The sequence below is a fragment of the Pseudomonas sp. MC6 genome (assembly GCF_054790575.1).
In genome coordinates this window covers 5,506,497-5,525,481 of the sequence record NZ_CP186504.1, presented here as the reverse complement: position 1 = coordinate 5,525,481, position 18,985 = coordinate 5,506,497, and the positions used below count along the sequence as shown (strand labels likewise).

At 59.1% G+C, this 18,985-nt stretch carries 16 protein-coding genes and 1 riboswitch; of the genes, 10 read left to right on the top strand and 6 right to left on the bottom strand.

Annotated elements, in window-relative coordinates; genetic code table 11:
* Positions 1 to 151: 151 nt before the first annotated feature.
* Together ACOYXE_RS24750 and ACOYXE_RS24745 are read left to right on the top strand one after the other, a co-directional pair.
* Positions 152 to 1,321: an MFS transporter gene (locus ACOYXE_RS24750; RefSeq protein WP_038358752.1), complete on the top strand. Its 1,170-nt coding sequence runs from the start codon at positions 152 to 154 to the stop codon at positions 1,319 to 1,321.
* A 289-nt stretch (positions 1,322 to 1,610) separates the two neighbouring features.
* Positions 1,611 to 2,876 carry a cation:proton antiporter gene (locus ACOYXE_RS24745; protein WP_460926772.1) on the top strand — a complete coding sequence of 422 codons (1,266 nt, stop codon included), beginning with the start codon at positions 1,611 to 1,613 and terminating at the stop codon, positions 2,874 to 2,876.
* Here ACOYXE_RS24745 and ACOYXE_RS24740 read toward each other — a convergent pair whose 3' ends face one another.
* Positions 2,877 to 3,764: a formate/nitrite transporter family protein gene (locus tag ACOYXE_RS24740; protein WP_405122725.1), complete on the bottom strand. Its 888-nt coding sequence runs from the start codon at positions 3,762 to 3,764 to the stop codon at positions 2,877 to 2,879.
* 174 nt (positions 3,765 to 3,938) lie between these two features.
* Positions 3,939 to 4,346, bottom strand: a complete 408-nt coding sequence (locus tag ACOYXE_RS24735) for an acyl-CoA thioesterase (RefSeq protein WP_016984776.1) — start codon at positions 4,344 to 4,346, stop codon at positions 3,939 to 3,941.
* Positions 4,347 to 4,544: 198 nt separating this feature from the next.
* Positions 4,545 to 4,644: riboswitch (S-adenosyl-L-homocysteine riboswitch) on the top strand.
* 23 nt (positions 4,645 to 4,667) lie between these two features.
* Here ACOYXE_RS24735 and ahcY point away from each other — a divergent pair.
* The 4 genes from ahcY to ACOYXE_RS24715 all read left to right on the top strand — a co-directional run bounded on the left by ahcY (position 4,668) and on the right by ACOYXE_RS24715 (position 10,182).
* A complete protein-coding gene (gene ahcY, locus ACOYXE_RS24730; RefSeq protein ID WP_116028382.1) occupies positions 4,668 to 6,077 on the top strand; it encodes an adenosylhomocysteinase in 1,410 nt (469 codons plus the stop codon).
* A gap of 192 nt (positions 6,078 to 6,269) precedes the next feature.
* Entirely contained in the window at positions 6,270 to 7,115 is an 846-nt protein-coding gene (metF, locus tag ACOYXE_RS24725) for a methylenetetrahydrofolate reductase [NAD(P)H] (RefSeq protein ID WP_064388104.1), read from the top strand.
* Positions 7,116 to 7,260: 145 nt separating this feature from the next.
* Positions 7,261 to 8,073 carry a substrate-binding periplasmic protein gene (locus tag ACOYXE_RS24720; RefSeq protein WP_460926771.1) on the top strand — a complete coding sequence of 271 codons (813 nt, stop codon included), beginning with the start codon at positions 7,261 to 7,263 and terminating at the stop codon, positions 8,071 to 8,073.
* 222 nt (positions 8,074 to 8,295) lie between these two features.
* Positions 8,296 to 10,182, top strand: a complete 1,887-nt coding sequence (locus ACOYXE_RS24715) for a DEAD/DEAH box helicase (protein ID WP_122596560.1) — start codon at positions 8,296 to 8,298, stop codon at positions 10,180 to 10,182.
* Positions 10,183 to 10,439: 257 nt separating this feature from the next.
* Here ACOYXE_RS24715 and ACOYXE_RS24710 read toward each other — a convergent pair whose 3' ends face one another.
* Both ACOYXE_RS24710 and ACOYXE_RS24705 read right to left on the bottom strand, forming a co-directional pair.
* Positions 10,440 to 11,015, bottom strand: coding sequence for a YceI family protein (locus tag ACOYXE_RS24710; protein ID WP_460926770.1), 576 nt, complete (start codon positions 11,013 to 11,015; stop codon positions 10,440 to 10,442).
* A gap of 31 nt (positions 11,016 to 11,046) precedes the next feature.
* Positions 11,047 to 11,598 (bottom strand): cytochrome b, encoded by a 552-nt coding sequence (locus ACOYXE_RS24705; protein WP_160059742.1) that lies wholly within the window; start codon positions 11,596 to 11,598, stop codon positions 11,047 to 11,049.
* A 321-nt stretch (positions 11,599 to 11,919) separates the two neighbouring features.
* On the opposite strand from ACOYXE_RS24705, the gene ACOYXE_RS24700 reads away from it, so the two are divergent.
* Positions 11,920 to 12,417, top strand: a complete 498-nt coding sequence (locus ACOYXE_RS24700) for a hypothetical protein (RefSeq protein WP_160059743.1) — start codon at positions 11,920 to 11,922, stop codon at positions 12,415 to 12,417.
* A gap of 369 nt (positions 12,418 to 12,786) precedes the next feature.
* Here the strand turns inward: ACOYXE_RS24700 and ACOYXE_RS24695 are convergent, their stop codons facing one another.
* Positions 12,787 to 14,556 (bottom strand): flavin monoamine oxidase family protein, encoded by a 1,770-nt coding sequence (locus ACOYXE_RS24695; RefSeq protein WP_405122724.1) that lies wholly within the window; start codon positions 14,554 to 14,556, stop codon positions 12,787 to 12,789.
* A gap of 223 nt (positions 14,557 to 14,779) precedes the next feature.
* On the opposite strand from ACOYXE_RS24695, the gene ACOYXE_RS24690 reads away from it, so the two are divergent.
* Positions 14,780 to 16,186, top strand: a complete 1,407-nt coding sequence (locus tag ACOYXE_RS24690; RefSeq protein WP_460926769.1) for an adenosylmethionine--8-amino-7-oxononanoate transaminase — start codon at positions 14,780 to 14,782, stop codon at positions 16,184 to 16,186.
* A 143-nt stretch (positions 16,187 to 16,329) separates the two neighbouring features.
* Positions 16,330 to 17,049 (top strand): 16S rRNA (uracil(1498)-N(3))-methyltransferase, encoded by a 720-nt coding sequence (locus tag ACOYXE_RS24685; protein WP_007913710.1) that lies wholly within the window; start codon positions 16,330 to 16,332, stop codon positions 17,047 to 17,049.
* Positions 17,050 to 17,180: 131 nt separating this feature from the next.
* On the opposite strand, the gene trhA is transcribed toward ACOYXE_RS24685, so the two are convergent.
* Positions 17,181 to 17,798: a PAQR family membrane homeostasis protein TrhA gene (trhA, locus tag ACOYXE_RS24680; RefSeq protein WP_047596560.1), complete on the bottom strand. Its 618-nt coding sequence runs from the start codon at positions 17,796 to 17,798 to the stop codon at positions 17,181 to 17,183.
* A 162-nt stretch (positions 17,799 to 17,960) separates the two neighbouring features.
* On the opposite strand from trhA, the gene ACOYXE_RS24675 reads away from it, so the two are divergent.
* Complete coding sequence (locus ACOYXE_RS24675; RefSeq protein WP_405122723.1) at positions 17,961 to 18,881, top strand: LysR family transcriptional regulator; 921 nt, start codon at positions 17,961 to 17,963, stop codon at positions 18,879 to 18,881.
* Positions 18,882 to 18,985: the final 104 nt, after the last annotated feature.

The window sequence follows — 18,985 nt, the reverse complement described above, 5'->3', positions numbered from 1 at the left end:
GCAGCTGTTTATACTGCAAGCGACCACGCCGCACTCAGTTGCGCACAGAAAAATACCAATAATTCCCGCCTGCACCGCCCTCCTTCGAGATCGGTCGTCGGCCTGCGTATGCCTGATCAAAGCGTCAAGACTACCGACAGAGACCTTGCGCATGCCACTCGCCTTGCTTGCCCTCGCTGTTGCCGCGTTCGGCATCGGCACCACTGAATTCGTCATCATGGGCCTGCTGCCCGATGTTGCCCGCGATCTTGCCGTGAGCATTCCCCACGCGGGTCTGCTGATCACCGGTTACGCGCTGGGCGTGGTGTTCGGCGCGCCGATCCTGGCGATCGGCACCGCAAACATGCCGCGCAAAGCGACGCTGCTGGGCATGACGCTGATGTTTATCCTCGGCAACGTGCTCTGCGCCCTGGCGCCGAACTATGCGACGCTGATGGCCGCTCGCGTGGTCACTGCACTGTGCCACGGCGCGTTTTTCGGTATCGGCTCGGTGGTCGCCGCCGGACTGGTCGCGCCGAACAAACGCGCACAGGCGATTGCGATGATGTTCACCGGCCTGACCTTGGCCAACGTCCTAGGCGTGCCGCTGGGCACGGCGCTCGGGCAATACGCCGGTTGGCGTTCTACCTTCTGGGCGGTCTCGGTGATAGGAGTGATTGCGGCCCTCGCGCAGTGGTTCTGGTTGCCGAAACACATCCCGATGGACAAGGCCAACCTCGCCAGCGAATTCAAGGTGCTGGGCAAGGTCAACGTGTTGCTGGCACTGGGCATGAGCGTGTTGGCGTCGACCAGCCTGTTCAGCGTGTTCACCTACATCGCACCAATCCTGCAGGACATCACCGGCGTCAGCCCGCATGGCGTAACGGTGATGCTGCTGTTGTTCGGTGTTGGTCTGACCGGTGGCAGTATGCTCGGCGGGCGTCTGGCTGATAGCCGTTTGCTGCCGTCGCTGGTCGGCGTGGCGCTGGCCGTTGTGGTGATTCTGGCGGCGTTCAGTCAGACCAGCCGTTCGGTGGTGCCGGCGGCGATCACGCTGGTGCTGTGGGGGATTTTTGCTTTTGCGCTGTGTCCGATCTTGCAACTGCTGATCATCGATCAGGCGCATGAAGCGCCGAATCTGGGCTCGACGTTGAACCAGAGTGCATTCAACCTTGGCAACGCGGCGGGTGCGTGGATCGGCGGGCTGGTGGTGGCCAGTGGCGCGGATCTGGCGGACTTGCCGTGGACCGGTGCGCTTGTTGGCGTATTGACGGTGCTGACAGCGCTGTTTTTCATCTATCTGCAACGTCGCGGCGCGGCTGCGGTCAATGTGTCCGGCTAATCGTGTTGTGCCAGAAAGTGCCCTCACCCTAGCCCTCTCCCAGAGGGAGAGGGGACTGACCGTGTTGAATGTTCGAGTTGCATCGACCTGAAATTTCGAGCCGAACTCAGGCCCTGAAAGACTTGAAGATCTGCTCCCTTTCCCCCTCTCCCTAAGGGAGAGGGCTGGGGTGAGGGGGCTCTTGATCTCATCACACCATCAACTGTGTCCCGATCCTGACTCAACCCATCCAACCCCTGCACCAAAGATTCGGTGCGCTATCTTTCACCCCTCATCCAAAGGACCCCGGATGCTTGAACTTGTCGCCGCTTTCATCTGCCTCACCACCCTCCTCACCTTCGTCAACTTCCGCTTCATCGGCCTGCCGCCGACCATCGGCGTGATGGTTACCGCACTGCTGTTCTCGCTGATCCTGCAAGGCCTGAGCGTGCTCGGCTACCCCGACCTCGAAGAACGCGTGCAGCAGCTGATCGGTCAGATCGACTTCGCCGATCTGCTGATGAACTGGATGCTGTCGTTCCTGCTGTTCGCCGGCGCCCTGCACGTCAACCTCAACGATCTGCGCAGCTACCGCTGGCCCATCGGCCTGTTGGCGACCTTCGGCGTGTTGATTGCCACTGCGGTGATCGGCAGCCTCGCCTATTACATCTTTGCCCTGTTCGGCTGGCACGTGAGCTTCTTGTATTGCCTGCTGTTCGGCGCGCTGATTTCGCCGACCGACCCGATCGCGGTGCTCGGCGTGCTGCGCACCGCCAACGCCTCGAAACCGCTGAAAACCACCATCGTCGGCGAGTCACTGTTCAACGATGGCACGGCTGTAGTGGTGTTCACCGTACTGCTGGGCATCGCCCAACTCGGCGAAACCCCGACCATCAACGCCACCGCGATGCTGTTTGTTCACGAAGCGATTGGCGGTGTGCTGTTCGGCGGGCTGATCGGTTATCTGGTCTATCGAATGATCAAGAGCGTCGAGCAGCATCAGATCACTGTGATGCTGACCTTGGCGCTGGTCATCGGCGGTTCGGCGATGAGCACCGAGATTCACGTTTCCGCACCGATCGCGATGGTGGTGGCCGGTCTGATCATCGGCAACCTCGGGCGCAATCTGGCGATGAACGACATGACCCGCCGTTATCTGGACGGTTTTTGGGAGTTACTCGATGACATGCTTAACGCGCTGCTGTTCGCGCTGATCGGCATGGAGCTGTTGCTGCTGCCGTTCAACTGGCTGCACGTGGCGGCGGCGAGTGTGTTGGCGGTGGCCATTCTGCTCTCGCGCCTGCTCACGGTGGCCCCGGCGATTCTGCTGCTGCGCCGCTGGCGGACAGTGCCCGCCGGCACCATCCGCATTTTGACCTGGGGCGGTTTACGCGGCGGTGTCTCGGTGGCACTGGCGCTGGCCCTGCCGCTGGGCCCGGAGCGCGATCTGCTGCTGAGCATCACTTACATCGTGGTGCTGTCGTCGATCCTGTTGCAGGGGCTGACCATCGGCAAACTGGTCAAGCACGCGACTCGCAACGAACCCGCGACCACCAGCGAACCTGCTCACCACTGATCATTTTTTGATCTCCTGCGGATCCGGTTTCTCGGCCTGATCCGCAGACTCCTTCGGCGCCCCGCTCTCACTGCGAATCTGCGCATGGCTGATCAGCGCAAAGATAAAGCTGCCACCAATGATGTTGCCCGCCAGCGTCGGCCCCGCGAAGACCATCCAGAAATCACTCCACGGCAACTCGCCGGCAAACACCAGATACGACACCTCCGCCGAACCCACCACGATGTGGGTGAAATCGCCGAGCGCCATCAAATAGGTGATGAGGATGATGATCCACATCTTCGCGCTCTCCATGGACGGAATCATCCAGACCATGGTGGCGATCATCCAGCCAGACACGATGCCTTTGGCGAACATCTGGCTGGCGTGGTTTTCCATGACCTTGCGGCCGATTTCAAGGAAGGCAACGTCGGTCTTGCTGTCGAAGATCGGCAGTTCGAGCATCACGTACGCGACCAGAATCGTGCCGCACAGGTTGCCGACCAACACCACCGTCCACAGGCGGATCAGCCGGCCGAAGTTTTGCAGGGTCGGCTTGGTCATGACCGGTAGCACTGCAGTCAGGGTGTTTTCGGTGAACAGTTGCTGACGGGCGAGGATCACCGCGAGAAAACCTGCGCAATAGCCGAAACTGGCGATCACTTTGAATTCGTCACCGTCGGGCAGGCGCGAATTGAGCAGGCCCATGCCCATCAGCGACAGGCCCATGGTCAGCCCGGCCGCCAGCGCCGACCACCAGAGTGCGGCGATGCTGCGCTCCAGTTCCTGATCGCCCTGAGAGCGAATAATTTCATGCAGAACGGCCGCGCGGGGCGGCTGGTTTTTCTCGACTTCGTGCTGTTCTTTGGCCGAGAGGTCGGGGGTTTTGCCGTCGGTGGGAGTGGTCATGGCGTGGGAACCGTGGGGGTGGTGTTTACCTACGACCCCGGCGGTTCATGGCTGTTCAGTGGCCAGATGATTCTTCGCTGACTTTGAAACCGTCATCGCGAGCAGGCTCACTCCTACATGGACTGCGCTGTACCTGTAGGAGTGAGCCTGCTCGCGATGAAGCCGACGCTGATGTCACTTGGTAACTAATTCATCTTCCTGAAACTGATCTTTCACATATTTGATTTCAGTGCGGCCATGCGGTGCCGGCAAGCCGTCTTCACCGAGGTTCACAAACACCATCTTCTCGACGGTCAGAATGCTCTTGCGGGTGATCTTGTTGCGCACTTCACAAGTAAGTGTGATCGAGGTGCGGCCGAACTCGGTGGCGGTGATGCCCAGTTCGATGATGTCGCCCTGGCGCGAGGCGCTGACGAAGTTGATTTCGGAAATGTACTTGGTCACCACGCGCTGATTGCCCAACTGCACGATGGCGTAAATCGCCGCTTCTTCGTCGATCCAGCGCAACAGGCTGCCACCGAACAGGGTGCCGTTGGGGTTGAGGTCTTCGGGTTTTACCCATTTGCGGGTGTGGAAATTCATCTTCACTCCTGAGTGTCTTGCCGAACGATGGACGGTATCTTGGCAGACTGAGCGGTCAGGCTCCATGCGGCTTCGACTATGGTCGTCATTAACGATCTTCATCTGGCCGACAGAAACCCTTTGGAAGATCAGTCTAGACGGCTATAATCGCCACCGTTTCAAAACGGTAACGTTCACTTGCTACCGTTTTCCCGCCACCTGTCCGAGGGGCGCTGCAGCAGGTTCAACCTGTCAGGCTCGGATGGGGCGTTGACCGGCCTCAGGCTGGACACTAAACGCACAACGGCGCCCATTCGCATACATTACGAATGGAGGCTCTTCATGAGCGCTGTTATCACGCCTGCAGATTTTAACGATTACAAAGTTGCCGACATGTCCCTGGCTGCCTGGGGCCGTCGCGAAACCATCATCGCCGAATCGGAAATGCCGGCTCTGATGGGTCTGCGTCGCAAGTACTCCGGCGAACAGCCGTTGAAAGGCGCCAAGATCCTCGGCTGCATCCACATGACCATTCAGACTGCCGTGCTGATCGAAACCCTGGTTGCCCTGGGTGCCGAAGTGCGCTGGTCGTCGTGCAACATTTTCTCGACTCAGGATCAGGCTGCTGCCGCTATCGCTGCTGCCGGCATCCCGGTTTTCGCCTGGAAAGGCGAAACTGAAGAAGAGTATGAGTGGTGCCTGGAACAAACCATCCTGAAGGATGGCGCGCCATGGGACGCCAACATGATCCTCGACGACGGCGGCGACCTGACTCAGCTGCTGCACGACAAGTACCCACAAGTACTGGATCGCGTTCACGGCGTGACCGAAGAAACCACCACCGGCGTACACCGTCTGCTGGACATGCTGGCCAAGGGCGAGCTGAAAATCCCGGCCATCAACGTCAACGACTCGGTGACCAAGTCCAAGAACGACAACAAGTACGGCTGCCGTCACAGCCTGAACGATGCGATCAAGCGCGGTACCGACCACCTGCTGTCCGGCAAGCAAGCGCTGGTCATCGGTTACGGTGACGTGGGCAAGGGCTCGGCTCAGTCCCTGCGTCAGGAAGGCATGATCGTTAAGGTTTCCGAAGTTGACCCGATCTGCGCCATGCAAGCGTGCATGGACGGTTTCGAACTGGTTTCGCCGTTCATCGACGGTATCAACGACGGTTCCGAAGCGAGCATCGACAAAGCGCTGCTGGGCAAGATCGACCTGATCGTGACCACCACCGGTAACGTCAATGTTTGCGACGCGAACATGCTCAAAGCCCTGAAGAAGCGCGCTGTGGTCTGCAACATCGGTCACTTCGACAACGAAATCGACACCGCTTTCATGCGCAAGAACTGGGCATGGGAAGAAGTGAAGCCACAGGTACACAAGATCCACCGTACCGGCCCGGGCGCTTTCGACGCGCAGAACGACGACTACCTGATCCTGCTGGCCGAAGGCCGTCTGGTCAACCTGGGTAACGCCACTGGTCACCCAAGCCGCATCATGGACGGTTCGTTCGCCAACCAGGTGCTGGCGCAGATCTTCCTGTTCGGTCAGAAGTACGCCGACCTGTCGCCAGCCCAGAAAGCCGAGCGTCTGACCGTTGAAGTACTGCCGAAGAAACTCGACGAAGAAGTGGCCCTGGAAATGGTTCGCGGCTTCGGCGGCGTGGTCACGCAACTGACCAAGCAACAGGCTGACTACATCGGCGTGACCGTCGAAGGCCCGTTCAAGCCGCACGCTTACCGCTACTAAGACAAGAGCAGCTGCGAGCTTCTAGCTTCAAGCGGCAAGTAAGGTCAAAAGCCGGACTTGTCGTGCGAAGCCTGAGGCTCTGCCATCATTTCAAAACAGCGTCAGGCTACAGGCTACTTGCACAAGAGATCAGCGCACCTCCGCTCCTCTTGCAGCTCGTAGCTTGCAGCTTGTGGCTGGAGGTCCCCTCCGATGTCTCAAGACCGTCGCTACAGCTTCGAGTTCTTCCCGACCAAGACCGATGCTGGGCATGAAAAACTGCTCGCCACTGCGCGTCAGCTGGCCACTTACAACCCCGACTTCTTTTCCTGCACCTATGGCGCTGGTGGTTCGACCCGTGATCGCACCCTCAACACCGTTCTGCAACTGGAAAGCGAAGTCAAAGTACCGGCCGCACCGCACCTGTCGTGCGTCGGCGACAGCAAGGACGACCTGCGCGGCCTGCTGAACGAGTACAAGGCGGCCGGCATCAAGCGCATCGTCGCCCTGCGTGGTGACCTGCCGTCTGGCATGGGCATGACCAGCGGTGAGCTGCGTCACGCCAATGAACTGGTGGAATTCATTCGTGAAGAAACCGGTGACCATTTCCACATCGAAGTTGCCGCTTACCCGGAGATGCATCCGCAAGCACGCAACTACGAAGACGATCTGGCCAACTTCGTGCGCAAGGCTCGCGCCGGCGCCGACAGCGCGATCACCCAGTACTTCTTCAACGCCGACAGCTACTTCTACTTTGTCGACCGTTTGCAGGCGCAGGGTGTCGATCTGCCGATCGTGCCGGGGATCATGCCGATCACCAACTACAGCAAACTCGCGCGCTTCTCCGATGCCTGCGGTGCGGAAATCCCGCGCTGGATCCGCAAGCAACTGGAAGCCTACGGCGATGACACTCAGAGCATTCAGCGCTTTGGTGAGCAAGTCGTCAGCGAGATGTGCGAACGCCTGTTGCAGGGCGGCGCACCGGGGCTGCATTTCTATTCCATGAACCAGGCTGAGCCTAGTCTGGCGATCTGGAATAACCTGAAGTTGCCTCGTTAAGCATCAAAGAAAAATCAAAAGATCGCAGCCTTCGGCAGCTCCTACAGGGGTGTCGCAGCTGCGATCTTTTGCTTTTAAAGGCCCGAAACAGAGCTTGTGCAGCCACTTTCTGGCTCTTTCGCATTTCTCGTCGTAATCTCAAGCCATGCCTTTGATCACGCAGTTATTCGCCGTGCTGGTTTTTGCTTGCCTGAGCTTCGCCGCTCGAGGCGAGAAACTCCGTATTGTCACCGAGCCATGGGCGCCTTACGTCTATGAAGAGAACGGTAAGAACCTCGGACTGGATTACGAAACCACAGCCATCGTCTTCAAACGGCTGGGCATAGAAGTCGAATGGCAATTCCTGCCGTGGAAGCGTTGCCTGTCGATGCTTGAAACCGGTCAGGCCGATGGTGCTCTGGATATCTTTCACAGCGCTGAGCGCGACGCCACCCTGCTCTACCCGAGCGAACCGCTGTCGGACGTCGAGTTCGTGATGTTCTACGCCAACGACCGGCCGCACCCGTTCAGCAAACTCGAAGAACTCAAAGGCCTGACCATCGGCACTTCGCCCGGCTATCTTTATAGCCCCGACTTCCGCGAATCGACTTTATTTACACGCGAACCCGCACCGACCCACGAAGCCAACTTCGGTAAATTGGTGCGCGGTCGAATCGACTTGCTGATCACAGATCGCCGCGTTGGCCAGCATTTGCTCGATGAGCTGAACATTCGCGATCAGATCACTGAGAACCCCACAGTTATTAGCCGTCAGAGCCAGTTTCTCGCAGTTCGGCGCAATGCCGGCATGGATTTATTGGTGCAGCGGTTTGGCGCCGAGCTCAAGCGCTTCAAGCGCGAACCGGCCTATGCGGAGCTGAGCGCACGCTACGGCGCCGCCCCCACCAGCAGCCCTTCAATGAATTCAGCCACCGCCAACAGCAAAACCGTTGAGCAGCAGGAAAGCGGCGCGCAGTGATTGCTCTGTTATACTCCGGCGTTCCCGCCAGGCTCACGCCCGGACGCCCGGAACCGTAACAGGCCTCTCGACCCGCTACAGCGCAGCTTTGCAGCCCGCGCGAGCGCTCCAGACGTGCCTTCGGAACCGCAGCAGGACCGGACGGGATTGCGTCCTCTTAAACGTGATTCGCGCCAGGCAAGACTCCCATTGGGCCAAGCCCTAACTAAAACAGGATTACTCATGTCCTTTGCTTCCCTCGGTCTCTCCGAGGCTTTAGTCCGCGCCATCGAAGATGCGGGCTATACCGAGCCTACTCCGGTGCAACAGCGGGCCATTCCCGCCGTGTTGCAAGGTCGCGACCTGATGGTTGCGGCACAGACAGGTACCGGTAAAACCGGCGGTTTCGCCCTTCCGATCCTGGAGCGGTTGTTCCCCAACGGTCACCCGGACAAATCCCAGCGTCATGGCCCGCGCCAACCGCGCGTACTGGTCCTGACCCCGACCCGCGAACTCGCGGCCCAGGTACACGAGAGCTTTAAGATCTACGCCCGTGACCTGAAATTCGTCAGCGCCTGCATCTTCGGCGGCGTCGGCATGAACCCGCAGGTTCAGGCCATGTCCCGTGGCGTCGATGTACTAGTTGCCTGCCCGGGTCGCTTGCTCGACCTCTGTGGCCAGGGCAGCGTTGATCTGTCCCACGTGGAAATCCTCGTCCTCGACGAAGCCGACCGCATGCTCGACATGGGTTTCGTGCACGACGTGAAGAAAGTCCTCGCGCGCCTGCCGTCCAAGCGTCAGAACCTGCTGTTCTCGGCGACCTTCTCCAAAGACATCACCGACCTCGCCGGCAAGCTGCTGCACAACCCGGAACGCATCGAAGTGACGCCGCCGAACACCACGGTCGAGCGCATCGAACAACGCGTGTTCCGTCTGCCGGCCAGCCACAAGCGTGCGCTGCTGGCGCACCTGATCACCGCCGGCGCGTGGGAACAGGTGCTGGTGTTCACCCGCACCAAGCACGGCGCCAACCGTCTGGCCGAGTACCTGGACAAGCACGGCCTGCCGGCTGTGGCGATCCACGGTAACAAGAGCCAGAACGCGCGCACCAAAGCGCTGGCCGACTTCAAGGCCAACCAGGTGCGCATCCTGGTTGCCACCGACATCGCCGCACGCGGTCTCGACATCGATCAGTTGCCACACGTGGTCAACTTCGAACTGCCGAACGTCGATGAAGACTACGTGCACCGTATCGGCCGTACTGGCCGTGCCGGTCGTTCGGGCGAGGCGATCTCGCTGGTCGCGCCGGACGAAGAAAAACTGCTGAAAAGCATCGAACGCATGACCAAACAGAAAATCGCCGACGGCGACCTGATGGGCTTCGATTCGAGCACCATTGAAGCCGAGAAGCCGGAAGTGCGCGAGCGTCCGGACGTGCGCAACCCGCGCAATCCACGTGGCCCACGCGGCGACGGGCCGAATGGCGGCGGCGGTGGTGGCGGTCGTAAAGACAAAGGCAAGGACAAGGGCAAAGAGAAGCCGGCCGGTGAACGTGGCGAGCGTCCTGCCCGTCAGCAGAAACCGCGCGAAGGCACTCCGAGCCGCGAACAGCGTCCGAGCCAGCCGCCGCGTGCAGCGGCTGATCGTGCGCCGGACGAGTTCCTCGACGACGATGTGGATAACTTCGGTAACCGCGTTGACTACGTGCCGAAGCCTGCTCCTGCCGGCGGCCGTGGTCGTCGTCCTGGCGCACCGGCTCAGGGCGCAGGCGCAGGTTCGGGCGCACCACGCGGCGGTCAGTCGCAGGGTCGTCAGAATGGTCCCCGCAACAGCAACGGTTCGAGCACTGGTACCCCGCCAGCCAAACGCAGCGGCGGCCCGCGCAACGGCGCACCGCGTGATGGTCAGTCGGGTCGTCGCGACGATTCCGCTTCGTCCTCGCGCAACCGCCGTCCAGCCCGTGACGATCAGCCACGCAGCGAGCCAGCCGTGCAGAACCCGCGCAGCAACGGCCCGAAGATCATGCACAAGGAATCGAAAGCCGACCGTTTCCCGACGCCTGAGCAACTCGATCAACTGCCAAGCCGTCCGCGTGGTGAAAAACCAGCCTTGCTGACCCGCAATCGCTGAGTTAACACCGCCATAAAAGATGCCCCGCCTCGCAAGAGCCGGGGCATTTTTTATGCCGCAACAAATACCCCTGAATCACCGCATATCCCCTGTGGGAGCGAGCCTGCTCGCGAAAGCGGTCATTCAGCCAACATCATTGCTGACTGACCCGCCGCCTTCGCGAGCAGGCTCGCTCCCACAGGGGATGTGTGTGTGGCGGACAATAAAAAACGCCCCCGGCCTTTCGACCGGGGGCGTTTTTCTGTGGCGGGGGAAAGTTATTTAACTTTCACGCCTTCCAGCGAGATGTCCAGATCCGCAGTTTGCGAGGTAGGACCTGGGCCCTTGATCCCGAAATCGTTCAGGTTGAGGGTGGTCTTGGCGTTGAAGCCAGCACGCTCGCCGCCCCATGGATCCTTGCCTTCGCCGTTGAACGTAGCCTTGAAGGTCACAGGCTTGGTCACGCCGTGCAGGGTCAGGTCGCCGGTCACGTCAGCCGTCTTTTCACCGGTCGATTTAACGGCGGTGGAGACGAACTTGGCATCAGCAAACTTGCCCACGTCCAGGAAGTCTTTGCTGGCGATGTGCTTGTCACGTTCAGCGTGGTTCGACCACAGGCTGGCGGTTTTAACATCAACCGAGATCTTGCTGGCTTCAGGCTTGGCCGAATCCCACGAGAAAGTACCGTCGAAATCTTTGAAAGTACCGTGGATGAAGCTGTAACCCAGGTGGCTGATTTTCCAGTCAACGAAGGCGTGCTGACCTTCCTTGTCGATTTTGTAGTCCGCTGCCATGGCCTGGACCGAGAGCAGTGCAGAACCGATTGCCAGAGCGGCCAGAGTCTTTTTCAACATGCTTTCTTTTCCTTTGAGTCGAGGTTGAATTTCAGGCTTTGCGACCGAGCATTCGCGTCAGGGTCGCATCACGATCAATAAAGTGGTGCTTCAATGCTGCCAACGCATGGAGACCGGAAAAAATTACCAGCGCCCACGCCAGCCAGAGATGAATCACCCCAGCGGTATCTGCCTGATCCGGTAGCCCGGAAACCAGTGCAGGAACTTCAAACAGGCCAAACACCGGGATCCCGACACCGTCTGCGGTGGAAATCAGGTAACCGGCAAGCATTACAGCGAACAGCGCCAGATACAGGAACCCGTGGCCGAACTTGGCGCCGATACGGGTCATGCGGCTGTAGCTTTGCAGCGTCGGCGGCGGTGGGCTGATAAAACGCCACAACACCCGCAACACCATCACACCCAACAGCACCAGGCCGATGCTCTTGTGCAGATCCGGCGCGTCTTTGCGCCAGCTGCTGTAGTAATCCAGCCCGACCATCCACAGGCCCAGCGCAAACAGCCCGAAGACCACCAGCGCCACGCCCCAGTGCATGAAGATGCTGACCCAACCATAGCGCGAAGAAGAGTTACGTAGCTGCATTGCCCAAATCCTGTGAGAACTGCGAACCAAGACTAGCGAGATATCTATCGAATTAAAGCGGAAAATTTCGCTTTGAAATATCGAGAAATACGATCAAGAGTCTGGAAGTGACGTGTTAAGGAAAGATTAAAGGCGATTTTGTCGCGCAATACGCAGCTCAGGGCGGCCGATTCTCGCTGCTCGCTCACCGCTCCCCGGAGAAGACGCCGCTCAGGAAAATGCCGCAGACCGATAGTTTCCACTCAATAACTATGTATCGCTAATTGCTCCCCTGCACCTGATCAAATGAAAACTCAATCATTCATTGAATAGGTGAACAACATGGCGCTTCGTTACACCGCCTTTCAAGCAAGTGGCACTTCCGAGCTACCACCAAACCAGACAATGTCTCCGGGCCAATACTTGCAGTCCGAAAACGGTCGATACCGTTTGTTATTGCAGAGCGATGGCAACCTGGTGATGAAAGAAGGTGAAGCCGTAGTCTGGATCGCCGATAACAAGCAGCCTTACAGTGCAACTTTGCATCCAAAGAAGATGCGTGAGCCATTGCAATTTGTTGTCAGTAATAACGGTTTCCTCTTCGACCCTTCCCGACGGCGGCTATGGATTGCGGAAAGCACTCATAGCCTCGAAAAGTCCCTGTGGTACAACACGTACATGTCCATCCAGGACGACGGTAATCTGGTCATCTACGACCAGCGTAACGGCAACCTGCGTTGGGCTCGCTTCGGTTTTGTCCCCGGGCGGATTCGAAAACCCAAGCAACGCTGGCTCAGAAAGTTACCGAGCGGCACCGAGTTTTTCAAATGGGAGTTTTAACAGGCCCGAGTTTTTTGATTGATCAGTTCGTGAAAACCGGCGGCGGCTGCAAGCAGTCCGCGCTATATGGATCTATCTTGCATTGATGGGCAAGTTCAGCGCTATATCCACCAGGAAAGAAATGCCCATTAGCACAGCCGGAAAGTGTCATTAACAGAAGTATTGCCGTAAGTCTTTTCATCGAGCGCCTCCAATTTTTTCAAGCATAAATTTGGAGATCAGGCAGCCGCTATCATTTCGTTCTGATTATTTTGTGGGAACTGTCCTGCGCAGCGGTAAGCCCTGAGACTGCTTAGAGAAGGACTTAAGTGCATGCTTCATGGCAAAAAAAACGCGGCCCTCATGGCCGCGTTTTATTGGAACAAAGGCTTATTGCGCCTTGGTCTCGGTCGTTGCAGCAGGCTTGGCAGCTGGCTTCTTCGTCGGCTCAGCCTTCTTCGCTGCCGGTTTCGCTGCAGACTTTTTCGCCTCGGTTTTAGCCGCAGGCTTCTTCACCGCTGGCTTGGCCGCTGCTTTCTTCGCCGGTTCAGCTTTAACCGGCGCAGCAGGCTTCGGTGCTTCCACCGGAGCTGGCGCAGGTGCCGGGGTCGGCGCAGGTGCTGGAGCAACCGGCGCTGGAGTCGGCTCTGGAGCCTTCACTGGCTCAGGCTTCTTCTCTTCATCCGAACCGCCGAACAGGTTGCTGAAGAAGTTGCCCTTCTTCGCCGCCACGGCACCCGCCGCGCCTGCCGCTGCTGCAGCCGGAACCACTTTCGCCGGTTCAAACGATTTGCCCGCCGCCAAATCTTCAACCTGACTGGCTGCACGCTGACCGGTGCGCAGTGCGCCCTCCAGCGTGCCCGGGTACAAGGTGTCGGTGTGTTCGCCGGCGAACGTCACGCGTTGCAGCGGACGTTCCCACAGGCGCCAGAACTTGCTGATCTGGCCCGGGCCGTAAGCCAGGTACGCGCCGCCCATCGACGGGTCGGTGCTGTAGCGACGGATTTCATACCCGGTGAACGAGCCACGGGCCTGTGGATAAAACGCGTGCAGACGGATCAGCACCTGATCGACCATCTGCTTGTCGCCGAAGGCCTGCATCACGCGGGCATTGTCGCCGGACAGGTTGATCACCACGTTGGCGCCGCCCTTCAGAGCAGGCTCGATCCACAACATGCCCAGACCAGTGTTGCTATAGATCTCGCCGGACATGCGCGCCTTGCTTTCCCACACTGGCGTCTTGAACTTCAACATGATCTGGTCGCGCCAGCCGTAGTTGGTGCCCTTGATCGCCGCCAGATGCTGAGCATCCAGCGCTGGGGTCAGGGCAATCTTGTTCAGCGCACGCAATGGCACAGCCAGCACAACGTAGTCAGCCTGATAGCCAACGCTGCCGACCTTGACGGTCACGCCATCCTTGTCCTGAACGATCGCGGAAACTGGCGAGTTGGTCTTGATGGTTTTGATCTGTTTGACGAACGCCTGCGCCAGCACCTGGCTGCCGCCGACTAGACGCGAAGCACGCAGGTCACGGTCGGAGATGCCGCGATAGACGCGGTTCTGCTGGGCGAAATACAGCAGCGACAGACGCGAAGGTTCGTCGTAGTGGGTGCGGATGTCCTGGTTGATCAACTGGCGCGCAGTGGCCGGCAGATTCTGCTTGTCGAGCCAGCTCGATACGGTGATCTGGTCCAACGCGTGCAGGGTGCTGGTCGCCGCCGGATTTTGCGGATCGTCGATCGAACGTGCCAGATCGTCGAGGGTTTTCTGATAGCGCTTCAAGGCGTCGGCGGTGGCCGGTTGCTTGGTTGCCAGATCGGCGGCGGAGAAATACTCGCCGTCGATCAGGTAGCCCGGGGTACGCACGAATTCCGGGGCCGGCGTGGTGCCGAGCTTGAAGGTCGAGACGTACTTGTTCAGCACCGGCTGGGTCTTGTCGTTGCCGATCCACTCGCTGGTGGCCATGCCCGAGCGCCCGCCCAGGCTCGGCTTGGCTTCCAGCAGGGTGACCTGCCAGCCTTTGTTTTGCAGCTCGTAAGCAGCGGTCAGGCCCGACAGGCCGCCGCCGATCACGATTGCAGTTTTATCCTTGGCCAGCGCTGTAACGCTGAACAGCCCCAACATCACTAGCGCACAGGCGCGCAGCCAACCGACAGACATTCAGCGAACTCCGGAAATACACGTAGGAAAAAGCACTTTTGCGGGTCAGACGCCCCAAAGAACCGCGAAGAATACGTTAGCCATCAAAACGCCGCCAGCGACGTCTATCGGCTCATACAAAGTAGCTCAATCGACACAATGGGTTGTCCCCGCGCGACGCATTGCATAGGCTTGCGCGATTGTTTGCCCGCGCCTGACGCGAGCCGCCTCGAGGAGACTGTAAATGGGCCTGAATAACCAGTGGATGCAACGCGACCTCGCGGTGTTGTGGCATCCCTGCACCCAGATGAAAGACCACGAACAGCTGCCGCTGATCCCGATCAAGCGCGGCGAAGGCGTCTGGCTCGAAGACTTCGAAGGAAAGCGCTACCTCGACGCCGTCAGCTCGTGGTGGGTCAACGTGTTCGGGCACGCCAACCCGCGGATCAACCAGCGCATCAAGGATCAGGTCGATCAGTTGGAACACGTGATTCTGGCCGGTTTCAGCCATCAACCGGTGATCGAGCTGTCCGAGCGTCTGGTGAAGATGACCCCGGAAGGCCTGAACCGGGTGTTCTACGCCGATAACGGTTCGTCCTGCATCGAAGTCGCGCTGAAAATGAGCTTTCACTATTGGCTCAATCGCGGCCAGCCAAACAAGAAACGCTTCGTCACCCTGACCAACAGCTACCACGGTGAAACCATGGCAGCGATGGCGGTCGGTGACGTGCCGCTGTTCACCGAAACCTACAAAGCGCTGCTGATGGACACCATCAAGGTGCCGAGCCCGGATTGCTACGGACGCCCGCAAGGCATGAGCTGGGAAGAGCATTCGCGCAGCATGTTCGCCGCCATGGAACAGACTTTGGCTGAGAATCATGACAGCGTCGCGGCAGTGATCGTCGAGCCGCTGATTCAGGGCGCTGGCGGCATGCGCATGTATCACCCGGTTTATCTGAAGCTGCTGCGCGAGGCATGCGACCGTTATGGCGTGCATTTGATCCTCGACGAAATCGCCGTTGGCTTTGGTCGCACCGGGACGATGTTTGCTTGTGAACAGGCTGGCATTCGCCCGGACTTCCTCTGCCTGTCGAAAGCCCTGACCGGCGGCTATCTGCCGCTGGCCGCGTGCCTGACCACCGACGAGGTCTACAGCGCTTTCTACGACGACTATCCAACCCTGCGCGCCTTCCTCCATTCGCACAGCTACACCGGCAATCCGCTGGCGTGCGCGGCGGCACTGGCGACGCTGGATATCTTCGAGCAGGACAACGTCATCGAGAACAACAAGGCCCTGGCCCAGCGCATGGCCTCGGCGACGGCACACCTGGTCGATCACCCGAACGTCTCCGAAGTGCGCCAGACCGGCATGGTCCTGGCCATCGAAATGGTCAAGGATAAAGCCACGAAAGAGGCCTACCCTTGGCAGGAGCGTCGTGGTTTGAAGGTGTTCCAGCATGCGCTGGAGCGTGGCGCGTTGCTGCGCCCGCTCGGTAGCGTGGTGTATTTCCTGCCGCCGTACGTGATCACCCCGGAGCAAATCGACTTCCTCGCTGAAGTGGCTAGCGAAGGCATCGACATTGCCACCCGTGACAGCGTCAGTGTGGCCGTGCCAAAAGATTTCCACCCGGGGTTCCGCGATCCGGGCTGATTCAAAATTTTTGGCGCCTGAGCTACCGCTTTCGCGAGCAGGCTCGCTCCCACAGGGGAATGCATTTCAAATGTGGGAGCGAGCCTGCTCGCGAATGAAGTCGACACCGATCCAACTGATTCACATCTTTCCAGAGACCCGAAATGAGACTGTCCCGCTTCTTTATCGACGCCCCCCTGAGCACCGGCGAACACGAATTGCCGGAGGCCCAGGCGCATTACATCAGCCGCGTGCTGCGCATGGCCGAGGGCGATGCGGTGCAATTGTTCGACGGTTCTGGCCATGAGTTTCGCGGCGCCCTGCTGGAAGTCGGCAAGAAGCGCGTGACCGTGCAAATCGACGAGCAATTCGCTGGTCAGGTCGAATCGCCGCTGCACATCCACCTCGGCCAGGGCTTGTCCCGAGGCGAGCGCATGGATTGGGCAATTCAGAAAGCCACCGAGCTGGGCGTGAATGAAATCACCCCGATCTTCAGTGATCGCTGCGAAGTCCGCCTGAAAGACGAACGTGCCGACAAACGCCTGCTGCACTGGCGTCAGGTGGCGATCAGTGCGTGTGAGCAATGTGGTCGTTCGCGAGTGCCGGTGATTCATCCGCCGGTGTTGCTGGCGGACTGGATCAAGCAGACTGAAGCCGAGTTGAAGCTGGTGTTGCACCCGGTGGCCGAGCCGTTGGTGAGTCATGCCAAACCGGCGACGCTAGCGTTCCTGATCGGGCCTGAAGGCGGTTTGACTGACGCCGAAGTCGAGCAGGCCAAAGGCAACGGTTTCCACGCCGCCCGCCTCGGCCCGCGGGTGTTGCGCACCGAGACGGCGCCAGTGGTTGCACTGGCAGTGGCCCAACAACTCTGGGGTGATTTCTAAATCCACAATTGGAATACGTTCCCCTGTAGGAGTGAGCCTGCTCGCGATAGCGGTCTATCAGTCAAAAACACTGTTGACTGACCGGACGCAATCGCGAGCAGGCTCACTCCTACAGGGGGATGGTGGCGTCTCTAGAGGACATAAAACAGAATCGCGACAAAGTGCAGCAAACTCCCCGCGATCACGAACAAATGCCAGATCCCGTGCGCATGCCGCAACCGGTGATCCAAAGCAAAAAAGATAATCCCCACCGTGTACAAAACCCCGCCCGACGCCAGCCAGGCAAAACCTGTCGTGCCCAGCGCCGCAATCAACGGCTTCACCGCCACCAATACAATCCAGCCCATCACCGCATAAATCACGATCGACAGAATCCGCGCTTCCGAACGCGGTTTGATCTCTTGCAGGATGCCGATCAACGCCAGCCCCCAGACAATCCCGAACAACGTCCAGCCCCACGGCCCGCGCAGGGTCACCAGGCAGAACGGCGTGTAACTGCCGGCAATCAACAGGTAGATCGAAAAGTGATCAACCTTCTTCATGATCGCTTTCTTGCGCCCGCGCACGCTGTGGTACACGGTCGAGGCGCTGTAGAGCACCAGCAAGGTAAACGCGTAAATCGCCACACTGACAATCTTCCACGGGCTGCCATCGAGGCTCGCAATCACCAGCATCCAGACGCCGCCGATAAACGCTGCCACTGCCCCGACCAGATGGGTCCAGGCGTTGAGTTTTTCTCCGTGATACATGTATTGCTCACCTCACATTCGTTACCGCAGCGCGCAAGGCTCGGGCCTTGAGCGTAAAAGCGCAATGTTTCTGTTGAACACGATCCCCTGGAGGAGCTGCCGAAGGCTGCGATCTCTTGATCTTCCGTGCACAATCGGCCGATACCAAAAAGAGTCCGCGCCATGCTGATCGACGAAGAATTGACCCTGAAAAAACTCGAGGTGTTCCTCGCTTTCATGCGCACCGGCAACCTCGCCCGCGCCGCTGCCGAGTTGCAGACCAGCAACGTCAGCGTGCACCGCGCCATTCATTCGCTGGAAAGTGCCCTGCGCTGCCCACTGTTCAAACATGAAGGCCGCAACCTGACGCCGCTGGAAAGTGCTTACGTGCTGGAAGAACGCGCGCAGAAGCTGATCAATGACGTGGTCGAAAGCGTGCGCCTGACCCGCGAAGCCGCCGGGTTCTCGGCTGAACGCTTCAAACTCGGCTCGCTGTACTCACTGACCGTGAAAACCGTGCCGCAACTGATCATGGGCCTGAAGATCCGCCGCAGCGAACTCAACATCGACCTGATCCTCGGCTCGAACATCGATCTGCTGTACAAGCTGAAAAACATGGAAGTCGACGCGATTCTGGTGTCGCTGGATGACAGCATCAACGACCCGGATTGCGAGCAGATTGCGCTGTTTTCCGACGACATCTTCCTCGCCACACCGGCAGATTCAAAGTTCGCCCAGCGCAGTGAAGTGGATCTGGCTGAGGTGCGCGATGAAACGTTCATCACCCTGACCCAGGGCTTTGCTACGCATCAGGACGGTAACCGGGTGTTCAAGCAGGCGGGGTTCGAGCCGAAGGTGGCGATGCAGGTGAATGACATCTTCACGCTGCTGAGCATGGTCAGTTCGGGGGTGGGTTATGCGTTGCTGCCGGGGCGGATTGCGGCGGTGTATGAGAATCGGGTGAAGCTGATTCCGCTGCAGGAGAAGTACCGGTTGCAGCAGCACATTGGTGTGGTGTTTTTGAAGGCCAAGGAAAGGGACCCGAATTTGCTGGCGTTGTTGGCGGAGTGTCGGATGTATGCCAATCGGCAGTTAGTGGATTAACAGCAGATCAAGAGCTTACCCCCTCACCCCAGCCCTCTCCCCCAAGGGGTAGAGGGGGAAAGGGAGCAGATCGGGGAGATTTCAAGACCTGAGTTCGACTCGGA